Source organism: Kothea flammea, assembly GCF_052161645.1.
In the GTDB taxonomy this organism is placed as follows: Bacteria; Planctomycetota; Planctomycetia; order Pirellulales; family Pirellulaceae; genus Laterigemmans.
On sequence record NZ_CP197414.1, the window covers coordinates 539,058 to 550,874 of the forward strand.

Consider the following 11,817-nt stretch of genomic DNA (forward strand, 5'->3'; position numbering starts at 1 on the left):
TCGTCAACGAGAGGCGGGTTTAGGGCGTTGCTGTTGGGGGTTTCGTGCTGGTTGCTCGGGCGGTGGGTCGTGGCTGGCATTTGGGGGATTTCTTACTGGCAAGCTGGGTTGCAGTTTGGTAGGTTTGAGGGGAATTCGCTAAATTTCCTGCCTAAAGACGAGGTGTTCGGGATGTCCAGCCGCTCTGTTCAGAAAAGACTGGCGCTTGAATCGTTGGAGACACGCCAGTTGTTGGCGGCTGATGGATTGCATAATTTTTTGCAGCCGCTAGACGTCAACGACGACCAGCGGGTCACGGCGATCGACGCTTTGGCGATTATCAACCATATCAACCGACAAGCTCTCCGTGCTGGTGAATCGCCGCAGGTTGAAGTCAGTCGGTTTTTGGATGTCTCGGATGATGGTCAAGTCGAGCCGATCGACGCGTTGCGGGTTATTAATCACCTCAATCGGGCTGCCGAGCAGACGGTCGATCGAGTGTTTGCCCAATTAGCCAATGCGGACGGCACTCGCATGCGGGCTGAATTGGCTCGTGAAGCGGCCAGAGAAACAGCAACTGACGAGTTGATTGGCGAACGGTTTGAAGTCCGTTTGCAGCATGGTGTGCCGGGGCGCGAGTACCCAGTCTTTGTCGACGGTGGACTGGTCGGCAACGTGCGGGCCGATGCTGCTGGACGAGGAGTTTTCCGTTTGTTGGCCGAGCAAGTGGATGAGTTGCCGCTGTTGGAAGATATCGCCGCTCGTATTCAAGGCAACGTGCGGGGTGGCGGTTTGATTCATGTCGAAGGTCTGGGAGGCGTGTTGCTCGGTGATGACTCGTCTGCTGAACCAGTCACGCCCGCTCCGGGAGACGGCGATGTTGTTCGCATTCCCGATTTTGGCATGCTGCCCAGCCTTGATCAAATCAGTGGTCCGGTGTTCGCCGCGCCGTTGCAAGATGCCGCGGCGAGCTACGCGGGTGGAGCCTACTTTGCCACACTCGAAACCGGTTTTTCACTCGGCTTGGTGGCCCGCGGATTGTCACCTGGTGAGACTTATCGCGTCGCCGTCGACGGTGTGGAAGTGCTGGAGGTCACGGCGGGGCGGTTCGGAGTGGCAGCGATGCTTTATGATTCCACCAATCCAACAGCCGAAGCTTTGTTGAATCCGCTCCCCGAAGTTGCCGACGATAGTGAGATCTTATTGTCTGGCGGTAACGTCGAACTGGTGGGGACTTTCCGCAACTTACGCATTCCCGGTTTGGAGCGGCCCGATGCAGGAGAGCAGCCTGATGCAGGTGATTTGCCAGGTTTAGGTGAAAGGCTAGCGGATACGTTAGTCGCTCCGCTCGATGATGGCGGCGTTGCCGGGTTGGTGACTTACACACCACGCGGCGATGGATATTATTTAGGGATTGCCTTGCGAGGAGCCGAGCGTCGCGCTTCGTACGAAGTGCGGATCGACGGCCAATCGATAGCCACAGTCCGATCAAACTTCTTAGGGCTGATTATTTATCGGCAAACTTCTAATGATGCGGCCGGAGATGGGTTCCCAGCGGTGACGGAGGACTCGGTGGTCGAGATCGTGGGATTGGCCAGCGGCGATTTTCTCACGGTCCAAGAGGGCATCAGCGATTTGCTGGGCCGCTAGGACACCCGCGATATTATCCATTGCTCGAGGTGCTGGTGGGTCCTGCTAATTCGCTCTAGGGGAAGTGTGCCCGCGAATGAGCGCTAATGGAAGTTGGCGGATGTGGTGAGATGGGCCAAGTGAATATTTGGCTTGATCACGCTGGCGTTATTTTCTTCTTCCTGGTTCGACTAGGTCGTCCCCTTTGCCGAATGAATCGAGGATTTCGTCGGTGCTTTGCGGGTCGATGCGATGGCAGCATTCGGTTAGTTGGTCGGCCCAGTCATCTAATGGATCTTCCCATTCTTCGGGAGTTGTTTCATACGGGGGAATGTTAGCCATTTCGTCGAGCAGCAGTATCAGCCGCAGCAAGTGGCGGAACAGCAGCCCCTCTTCTTTCTGCAGTTTGCGGGAGGTGACGTATTTGTTGAAGTCGCCGCCGAACTCCAGTAATTCACCCGCTATCCAGACCGGTCGGACGCGGACGTCGTGGACGCGGGGAAAATCATTCTGGAACAGCCGCAAGATTTTTTCTCCCAGGGTCAACGGATAGACCCGCGGCTCTTCAAACATCCCACGGCCTCCTTTGCCCCCGTTATCTTCTTCCTCTTCATCTTTGGGGGAACCCAGTTCTTCCATCGTCGCCAAGCCAAGTTGTAGCAAGCGTGGATCGAGTCGAGTCTGGGCTAACGTGCCCGCTGGCATCTCGTCATACTTGGGCACGCGGACCAAGCGGGCGACGGTGCCCGGCACGTCCAACACGCTCTCGAAAGCTAGCAAGCGTTCGTTCGGGTCGGCGATCGCCAATTGGTCTGCCAGATAGACGCCGTACAGCGGATTGATGCTGCGAAGTTGCACCAACAGCGGCAGCCGGCTGGTCGGGTTGGCATACTGCGGTCGGTAATCGTCCACCTCGTAGCCTCGCGACTGGGCATCTTCGTCTTCACCAAGCACCGCGTCGCTCGCTTGCTCGGACTGGTTTGGCTCAACACCTTCCGCTTCGCGCATCTCGGCTAACAGCTCGCCAAACAGTCCGGCCGGTTTTTCCGGTTCGCTGGCGGACTTGCCGCTAGCTTGGTTTCCAGCTTGACTGCCAGTTTGTTTACTGGGGGTTTGCCCGCTCGGGCCCGAGCTGCGTTTGGGAACCGGTTTGGGGTCGAGTTCAATGTAGCCGGCTGTCCACAGCGTGATCAGCATGCGGTTGAGTTGCCGCTGGGACTCTTCAATTTCTTTGGGATCGAGTAGTCGCCGCGAGACCAGTTCTCGGATGGGAGCGACGGCTGGGTTTTTGCCCAGCAAGTAAGCCAGCAGTCGCCAGGGCAGATGGCCGCGGCTTTTCAGGTGAGCACTCGGTGCTTCCCGCAACTGATCGAATTGCTGTTGAGTCCAGTATTGTTCGCCCGTTCGCCGTTTGGGCATCTTCTTTTTCAGTTGCTTTTTGGCCTTCAACAAGCCGGGGTCTTTGGTATCGGCGGGGATTTGATCGAACTTTTCCTTCCACTTGTGGAGTTTCACGTCATCTTCGTGCGCCAGCGCGTAGACGTAGCCGCGATCATCAAACTGGGGCCGCCCCGCGCGACCGAAAATTTGGTGTGCCGAGGCCGCTTCGACAACTTTCTTTTTATCTTTAGGGCCTTTCAGCAGGCTGGGCAGGACCACGCTGCGGGCTGGCAGGTTGATCCCGGCGGAGAGCGTTTCGGTGCAGACGCAGACGCTCAGCAACTTTCGCTGAAACAGTTCTTCGACCATCCGGCGGTAGCGTGGCAAGATCCCGGCGTGGTGCACGCCGACGCCACGCATCAAGATACTTTTCAGTTTGGGGCCCGCCCCTTGGCTCATCTCGGCGGCATTTAAATAGTCTGCTAGTTCGGCTTGACGCCCTTTGTCGATTAGATGTTTCCCTTTGAGCAACTCGGCAACGGTCCAGCACTGTGCGCGATTGAAACAGAAAAACAGCGAAGGGGTGCGCCGCGCTGCGGGATCGCCGGCGGCAATCTGTTCGGCAAAATCGCCCAGCAACAGATCGGGCACCCACTCGAATTGCAGCGGCACTTTGCGTTCGGTACCTTGCACGAGCTGCAAGCGACGGTTGTGCGCCCGGGTCAGCCACTGGGTAAACTCCAGCGAGTTGCCTACGGTGGCACTCAGCAACAGGGTGCGAACGTGCGGCGGAAGTAACCCCAAAGTTAACTCCCAAACCACGCCCCGTTCGGCATCATTGAAGGAGTGGAACTCGTCCATCACAACCGAACCGACTTGGTTAAAGTCGAAGGCGTCATGGTTGAGCAGCCGATTGAGCAAAATTTCGGCGACGACGACCAGCACCGGCGCGTCGGGGTTCACTCGCCGGTTGCCAGTTACCAGCCCCACCGAACTCTCGCCAAACCCCCAGCGGACGGCAGACTGTTGGAGTTCGTCAAGCTTTTGATCGGTGAGTGCGATCAGCGGCGTGGTGTAATACATTTGAGTGCCGGTCCGCAGCGCTTCGTAGACGGCCGCTTCGGCGATCAGCGTTTTGCCTGTACCGGTCGGCGCGCAGACCAGCACACCCTGGGGGGCCGTAAAGTACGCCAATAAGGCTTCTTCTTGGACCGGATAGGGAGCAAACGGTAGTAATTCAAAGTATTCGCCGGCCAACTCGTCACGGGATGGCTGCGGCTCATTGGGCGTTGCATTCATCGCCGAATTGTAACGGAAACGGTCCGCCACTTCCGCAGGGCTTGGGCGCAAATGCTCCGCGGCGGTCGACTTTTTTGCTGGATGCGATGGAAGGTGACTCGTAGAATGTCGAATCGCACCTTGATCAATTCGCAGATTTTCGCTTTCCGTGCTGGTCCATTTGATGCCAAGCTCACCAATGGTGTCCCTGTTCGATCGTTGCTTTTCGTTTGCCAGTTGGCTGCTTGTCGCCATGGTCGCATTCGCCCAGTTGGCTGTGGCTGATGAGACTCCGGCCGACTCACGGCAGCCCAACGTTGTCCTGATCATGGCCGACGATGTCGGTTGGGAAGCGTTTGGTGACTATGGCGGTGAGGACTATCGCACCGAGCGGCTTGATGAGTTGTGTCAACTTGGTGTGCGGTTCAGCCACTGCTATTCGACGCCGTTGTGTACGCCTTCGCGCGTGCAGATCATGACCGGCAAATACAACTTTCGAAATTATACCCACTTCGGTTATCTCGATCCCAACGAGCCAACCTTCGGACGACTGATGCGGGATGCGGGCTATGCGACGGCGATCGCTGGCAAGTGGCAATTGAACGGGTTGGCAAATCGCTTGCCTGGTTTCAATGACAATACCCGGCCGCACCATTTTGGTTTTGATGAATATCTGCTGTGGCAATTAACCAAGGGAAAAAATCGCGGCAGCGGAGGTGGTGAGCGTTATTGGAGCCCGGTGCTTGAGCACAATGGCAACATGCTGACGGTCGAGCAGAATGAGCACAAATACGGCCCAGACATGATGTGCGAATTTGTCTGCGATTTTATGGAACGGAAACGTGACCAACCGTTCTTCGTGTATTATCCGATGTTGTTGGTGCACGATCCGTTTGTGCCGACACCCGAAACGATCGGGGAGCGCGATCGTGGCCATGACACCAACCGGCCGAAGCCCCGCGAGAAGCAGGAGAACTTCGCCGCGATGGTTGATTATATGGATAAGATTGTTGGCCGGATTGTGGACAAGATCGATTCGCTCGGACAGCTCGAAAATACCTTGATCGTGTTCACCGCTGACAACGGAACGCACCGCACCATCGAATCAAAGTGGAATGGCCAGACGATTCGGGGCGGCAAAGGGGGCACGACCGATATGGGAACCCACGTGCCGTTGATCGCTTATTGGAAAGGCCGCACACCGGCTGGCAAGGTGATTGATGACCTCGTCGACTTTACCGATTTTCTGCCGACTTTGGCCGAGCTGGCAGGCAGCGACACGGGCCAAACGGGAGACAGGGGCCAACTTGACGGTCGCAGCTTCCTACCGCAATTGCTTGGTCAGCCCGGAAATCCTCGCCAGTGGGTTCTCTGTCACTATCAGCCTTGGTGGGGACCCGAACCTGGGCACTACGCCCGCAATCAAGTTTACAAGCTATATCGCGACGGGCGGTACTATCGCATTCCCGCGGACCTCGCAGAGGCGGATGATTTGGCGATCGGCACGGCTGGAGAGGAGGGTGAAGCGGCACGCAGATTTCTAACCCAGATATTGGACTTGTCACCCCCGGTCCCCAAGGGCCGTGGCAACAAGGACGACCATCAGCGGACAACGCATCCAGATTGGCCGATAATCACGATTACAGGTGATCGTTAGGGAAAAAGTCGGCGATACGAGCGGCAGAGGTATGTCTCACTTGATTGAGGGCTAGTGCTGGGCCGAAATTACAATAGGCTGAGCGCTTTAAATTGCGTCAGTCGTCATTGAAAAGTCTTTTTTGCGGGAGCCCGACATGCAACAAGTCAAGCTGTTCAAGAGCGTCGAAAGCGAACTCGAAGATTTGCAGAAGTCGATCAACGATTGGATCAAGTCGAGCGGAGCCAAAGTGATCTCCATCACTGGCAACATCGCTCCGCAAACTCATGTCGGAAGTGGGATGAATACTTTCGCCTCTTCCGATATCCTGGTTGTCGTGCTGTACGAAGCGTAACAACACAGCCTGTTTGTACCCCACATCTTTTCTGACCCCCCCACGAGCTCGTCTCGTGGGTGAAGAAGATTCGCAAGCTTGAGACACCTTCGCCTAACAATCGGCGCATGAAAAACCCGACGCCGGAGACCAAGGTAAAATCTCCGACGCCGGGCACTTTGCTCGCTCAATTACTTGAAAGTGATCAGCGAGTGGGGTGGAGGCCACGTAAACGCAGCCCGCCGACTCAGTTACGGGTTTCCACCCCGTTGGCAAGTACAGCAATATTCCACTTGATCACCTCCTTTGGGTTTCTTTGTTGGCAGACACACGACCCGGCGCCAACCAGAATGGGTCGATATTCTGCTCGGAAACAGCCCGTCGCGATGCGTTCTTCGCGACCCGACAAACCCATAATTACGCGCCGCGGGAAAAAGGCAAGTAAAAAAATTGCCAGAGCCAAAATTTCTCATTTTGGAAGTTGGTCAACTACAATGAAAGCTCGCCAAAAACTGCGACCAGTCGCCGTTTTAGCGCACTTTTTTGTCGCCTGTTTGCGATCTTTCCCGCACCATGTGCGGTCGAACTTAGCGGAGAATTTGAAGATGTACACAAGGTTAGCAATTGCATGAATTCCGCTGAAAGCGATCGGGCCAACCAAACAGCCGGGGCGGGTGGGGCAGCCCGGATTCGACCGGCTCTGGGGCAGGTGCAAGAAACATTGCTGATCCCCGTCTACGCGCGGGCGGTCGAGTCAGCACGCGAAGAGCGGATTTTTCATGACGCCAAATCCCTGCAGATGGTCGAGCAGATTGACTACGACTTTGCGCGCTTTGCGGCAGCCAAGCATGTGTTGCTGGATGTCACCGTACGAACGGCTTTGCTGGACCGCTTGGTGGGGCAATTTATCGCCGAGAATCCGGTTGGCCAAGTGATTAATCTGGGCGCCGGATTAGACAGCCGGTTTTGCCGTCTCGACAACGGCCAGATTCACTGGATTGACCTCGATATGCCCGATTCAATCGCGCTCCGTGAGCAATTTTTTTCAACCTCGCCCCGGGTTCGCCAGATCGCTAAATCGATGTTCGACATCGACTGGACGGAGCAGCTGTTTGACGTGCGCGGCGAGCAAACTTTGCTGCTCGCTGAGGGATTGTTCATGTATTTTCAACCGGCACAGATCCAGCAGTTCGTTTGTCAACTAGCCGAACGACTGCCGGGTGCGAATTTGCTATTTCAGTCGATTTCGCCCGCCTACGTGGGGCGGCAGAGTCGCGTTCCCGGGGTCCGCGAAACGGCGGCCACGTTTGGCTGGGGGGTCCGCTCTGGCAAAGAGCTGGAAGCTTGGGACCCGCGCATCGAGTTTATCGATGAATGGTTCTTGGTCGATCAATTTCCGCACCGCTGGGGAAGGCTCCGCTGGCTGGCCAAAATGCCTTATTTTGGCCGGGCAGTCCGCAGAGTGATGAAGTTCAGTCAGCTACGTTTTCGCCACTGACCGGGCAGCTCGCTTTCGCGGAAATGCCAAAGCAACTCGCGAGAAACACCATTTATTAAATCAACTTAGTAATTACGATTATGGAGCGGTCGCCAATTGGCACCATCGACCGCGTACAACTTGGACTAAGAACAACATGCGTCACGAAAACACTCAAACATTGCCCAACGGCATGTCGATTCACTATATGAATCGAGCTGAAACTGAACTGATCTATCATGAAATTTTTGATGATCGCATTTACTGTCTGGGAGGATTGGAATTCCACGATGGTGACACGGTTATTGATATTGGGGCAAACATCGGTCTGTTCCTGCTGTTCGCGACTTCCGAAGCGAAGAACCTCAGTATTTACTCATTTGAGCCAATCCCTGATACTTTCGAGGTGTTGAGCAAGAATGCGCCTGCTGATGGGCACTCCGTGCGACTGATCAACGCGGGTGTCTCCCGAGAACCGGGCATGGCGGTTTTTCGTTTCTTGCCACGATTCTCCTGTTCTTCGAGCATGCACCCCGATGACTCGATCGAGCAACAGCAGCGGGCTGAGGAGTTTACGCTTAACGCTTTCGCCAAACTTGATAACCGCTTGTTGGCAGGTGCCATCGGTATGCTACCCTCAGCCGGCCGGAAAATGTTGGCCCGGGCAGTCAACCGGTACCATCAGAAGGCGATCGACGTGGAGTGTCAGTTGACAAGCGTTTCCGCCATCATTCGCGAGCATGGTTTAGAGAAGATCGATTATCTGAAACTCGATGCCGAAGGGGCCGAACTCGATGTTCTGGCTGGGATCGAGGCCGAACATTGGCCCTTGATCCGTCAGATTGCCGTGGAGACGCATCATGGAGATGAAACGCTCGATCAAGTCGTTGACATTCTTCGCGGCAAAGGGTTCCACACGGTTATCGACTTTAGCCCTTCGTCTCCCACCGATAAGATGGCGTACGGGCGGCGTTGATGCTTGAGCGGCAGGCGTGGCTGATATAACCGAATGCCTTACGTCGAGGTGCTAAGGAGTCAGGCTAATGCTTGCTTTTCAAAGCCGCTTGAACGTATTGTTGAAAATGGAAAATGCGTTCCTCGCGGGTTGAGATCAGCCCGCCGCGAGGATGCTCGACCGCGCTCAAACCTTGCTGGCAAGCGTTCAGGATATCGCAATCCTCATCCTGGATTTCCTTCAAAAAGCGGCTGCCGAGGTGCCCGGCCAAGCGGCTGGTCGCTCGCCGAAACCAGTTTGCTTCCCGGCCGCGATAGACGTAACCGCGAGTCACGATGCGTGACTCGGTTGGGCCGACTGGAATCACCGCTTCTAAGTAACTGAACACTGACATTCTTATAAAAGTCAGATGTGGGTAGAGGTGACAATGGGTGTAAGGTTCGGGGGTAACCTGCAGCAGGCGGTGATGCCAGCGATCAATGGCTCGCACCGTGGCTCGCGGGTCGGGTTGTCGCGAGCGAAAAATTGTGTATCCATCGCCCAGTTCGTGTTCACACAGATCCTCAACTGGTGATTGGACTAACGTTTTACTGTGCACTGCCTCGATATGATAACTTTCTATTCCGTTCTCCAGGTAGGCTTTCCAGTTGGCCGCGACGGAGACATCATAAGTCATCATCGGCCGCCAAGCTGGACTGAACCAAGCTTCGATTAATTTGCCGTTTTCACCCAGGACTTCGGCCAGCGGTGTTGGCTCGGGATGCAGGTTGACAAAGATCAGATCGCCGCAGGTTTGCGTTTGATACGTAGTCAGCCCGAGCATCCCTTTTTTCAGCGGCTTGAAGCTTTTTGCGTCGGGAATTCTTTGCGTGTTACCGCAAGCGGAAAACTCCCAGCCATGATATTGGCATTGCAGTTTGGGAAGATTCCCACAGGGGTCGTGACGGAGTAAGGAAAAACGATGGGGGCAAACATTTAAGTAGGCGTGAACGGTGCCGGCTTCGCGTCGCAAGATTAGCGGATAACGCCCCAACGTGAGCGTGCGATAATCACCGTCGCGGGGAAAGTCGGAAAGGGTGGCCACACAGTGCCAAGCTGGGGCGAACAACTGCTCCCATTCGGCTGCAAAGCGTGCGGGATCGCTGTAAGCATCGGAGGGTAGCAGTTGCGGCTTGTGCGTGTCGCTTTGAAACATAGATGGATTGTCGGTGAGGTGCGGGCCAGCCGGGTTGAAAATGCTAGGAAACGTGCGCTGACTCGCTGGTTCGGTTGGGGAGGCTTTCGTCGTTCGTCGAGTTTAGCTGGTCCGCAGGGTCGCCGGTTTGAAAGGGTCCGCTGGGGATGGAGGCCGGGAAGGCGCTAGCGTTGTCGAGCAGATACTTTTGAAAATGAAAGACGCGTTCTTCCCGCGTGCTAACCAGCCCAGAGCCGGGATGATGGGGCGAGTTCAACCCCGCTTGAATGGCCGGAAAAATGGCTTCGTCTTCCCCGATCACTTGCTTAAACCACTTTCGTCCCCAACGCCGCAGGATGGCCGCTGGCAGATAGCTGCGATAGCGGCCCGGGGTGCGAATGTTGGAGAAGAATCGCCAAATGTCATGTGAGTCGTCGGGCGTGTCGGGTAGGACCACTTCAAGCCAACTGAACATGCCAAATTTGGCAAACACCAGGTTGGGATAGACGTGGAATTGATAATAGGTGGTGTCGCTGTTGACACCGGCTAATTTGAAGAGTAAATCACCCAGTCGTTCGAGCTTGGTTTTGGGACCAGGCGAGGCGACGCGGAGTGAACTTCGCCCTTCGAATAACTCATGATGGCAATGGGAATCGGGCGGGTACATGCGAAACGTATCCGCATGGACGGTTTCCAAATGATAGCCTTCCAGGGAGTTCTCTAATGAGACTTTCCAGTTGGCGTGGTTGGGCCGATCGACCGCCAGTATCTGCTCGGCCTGTCCGCTGTAAAGCTGCTGGCAAAGCTCGTAGCCTGGTCCCAGATATTCTCGCAGCGGTGGTGGATTTTCGGCAAGAGACACGAAAATTAATTGGCCCACCGTTTCGGTGGGAAAGGTCTTTAAGCCAAGCACACCTTTCTTGAGAGGCCGAAAACTCTTCGCGTCTGGAATACGTTGGGTGTCGCCACTGTCATTGAATTCCCAGCCATGATATTGACACTTTAGCTTTGGCATGTTGCCACAGGAGTCGCTGCGCAATTCACAAAAGCGATGAGTGCAAACATTTAAGTAGGCTTGGATGCCCTGTTCGCCATGCCGAACCAGCAGCGGTCGTTCCAGTAACGTTCTGGTAAAATAGTCTCCCGAATGTGGCACGTCAGAAAGCGTGCCGAGGCAATGCCACGCCGGCAAGAATAATTTTTCCAATTCGATAGCCAATTGATCCGCATGCCGATAGTGGTCCGGCGAAAGCAACTGTGGTAGGTGGGTTTGGCTTATGAACATGGTGTTTGACAACGTGTTAAAGAACTGTTCATTGTGAAGGACACCGGTGGGCAGCCTGGAGAGCTATGCGGGGCGGGTGAGGGCGACTCCGGCAGCGGCCAGCAACAGTGACCCGGGAACGATCGCTAAGGCTGAACACCATAAATGTTTTGACCAAGTCACACCGATGGCCCCCGCGCCGTAGGTCGTTATATAACCGCCCACGCCAGGTACTTGGCGGGCGATGATCAGCACCAAAGGATGGTCCAAGGGATAACGCCGCAGCAGTCGCGGTAAACGTTCGGCGGCGTTGTTTACCAAGTCGATCGAGAGCCGACGACCGATCCAAAAACAGATCATCCCAGCCAACCACCAACCGCACCAACTGCACGCCGCGCCACCCCAGAAACCATAAATTGCCCCGTTCCCAACGCAGATGAAATCGGAGGGAATGGGCGAGATCGAAATGATGATGTGAAGCGGGATGGTGAACAACGGCGCGAGGGCACCCAGCCCGATGCGCATCGACTCCAGACCGCCTGAGAGGCTCAGCATTCGCAGCGTGTAAACTCCCAAAATCGTGACGCTGACAAAAACCCACAGCCCTGGATTGAACAACAAGCGTCGCCATTTTTCCGCGAATGAACTTTGCATGTTGTGTCGTCGCGAGGTGGGGTTCTGCCCCGGTTCGAATGTTAATTGGCCGGCTCA

General features: G+C 55.5%; 9 protein-coding genes. 5 read left to right on the forward strand and 4 right to left on the reverse strand.

Annotated elements, in window-relative coordinates; all coding sequences use genetic code 11:
- Positions 1 to 171: 171 nt before the first annotated feature.
- A complete protein-coding gene (locus SH139x_RS01800; RefSeq protein ID WP_488353581.1) occupies positions 172 to 1,629 on the forward strand; it encodes a dockerin type I domain-containing protein in 1,458 nt (485 codons plus the stop codon).
- 147 nt (positions 1,630 to 1,776) lie between these two features.
- Here SH139x_RS01800 and SH139x_RS01805 read toward each other — a convergent pair whose 3' ends face one another.
- Positions 1,777 to 4,287 carry a DEAD/DEAH box helicase gene (locus SH139x_RS01805; protein WP_488353582.1) on the reverse strand — a complete coding sequence of 837 codons (2,511 nt, stop codon included), beginning with the start codon at positions 4,285 to 4,287 and terminating at the stop codon, positions 1,777 to 1,779.
- A 163-nt stretch (positions 4,288 to 4,450) separates the two neighbouring features.
- Here SH139x_RS01805 and SH139x_RS01810 point away from each other — a divergent pair, with 163 nt between their 5' ends.
- The 4 genes from SH139x_RS01810 (at position 4,451) to SH139x_RS01825 (ending at position 8,689) form a co-directional block, all read left to right on the forward strand.
- A complete protein-coding gene (locus SH139x_RS01810; protein WP_488353583.1) occupies positions 4,451 to 5,923 on the forward strand; it encodes a sulfatase family protein in 1,473 nt (490 codons plus the stop codon).
- A 136-nt stretch (positions 5,924 to 6,059) separates the two neighbouring features.
- Positions 6,060 to 6,257 carry a hypothetical protein gene (locus SH139x_RS01815; protein WP_488353584.1) on the forward strand — a complete coding sequence of 66 codons (198 nt, stop codon included), beginning with the start codon at positions 6,060 to 6,062 and terminating at the stop codon, positions 6,255 to 6,257.
- A 607-nt stretch (positions 6,258 to 6,864) separates the two neighbouring features.
- On the forward strand, positions 6,865 to 7,734 hold the full coding sequence (locus SH139x_RS01820) for a class I SAM-dependent methyltransferase (RefSeq protein WP_488353585.1): 870 nt from the start codon (positions 6,865 to 6,867) through the stop codon (positions 7,732 to 7,734).
- A gap of 136 nt (positions 7,735 to 7,870) precedes the next feature.
- Positions 7,871 to 8,689: an FkbM family methyltransferase gene (locus SH139x_RS01825; RefSeq protein ID WP_488353586.1), complete on the forward strand. Its 819-nt coding sequence runs from the start codon at positions 7,871 to 7,873 to the stop codon at positions 8,687 to 8,689.
- 64 nt (positions 8,690 to 8,753) lie between these two features.
- Here SH139x_RS01825 and SH139x_RS01830 read toward each other — a convergent pair whose 3' ends face one another.
- From SH139x_RS01830 to SH139x_RS01840, 3 genes are all read right to left on the reverse strand, one after another.
- The gene (locus tag SH139x_RS01830) at positions 8,754 to 9,863 is read right to left on the reverse strand and encodes an aromatic ring-hydroxylating oxygenase subunit alpha (protein ID WP_488353587.1); all 1,110 of its coding nucleotides are present in this window, start codon (positions 9,861 to 9,863) and stop codon (positions 8,754 to 8,756) included.
- Between the two features lie 43 nt (positions 9,864 to 9,906).
- Positions 9,907 to 11,127, reverse strand: a complete 1,221-nt coding sequence (locus SH139x_RS01835; RefSeq protein ID WP_488353588.1) for an aromatic ring-hydroxylating oxygenase subunit alpha — start codon at positions 11,125 to 11,127, stop codon at positions 9,907 to 9,909.
- A gap of 63 nt (positions 11,128 to 11,190) precedes the next feature.
- Entirely contained in the window at positions 11,191 to 11,760 is a 570-nt protein-coding gene (locus SH139x_RS01840; RefSeq protein ID WP_488353589.1) for a TVP38/TMEM64 family protein, read from the reverse strand.
- Positions 11,761 to 11,817 lie beyond the last annotated feature (57 nt).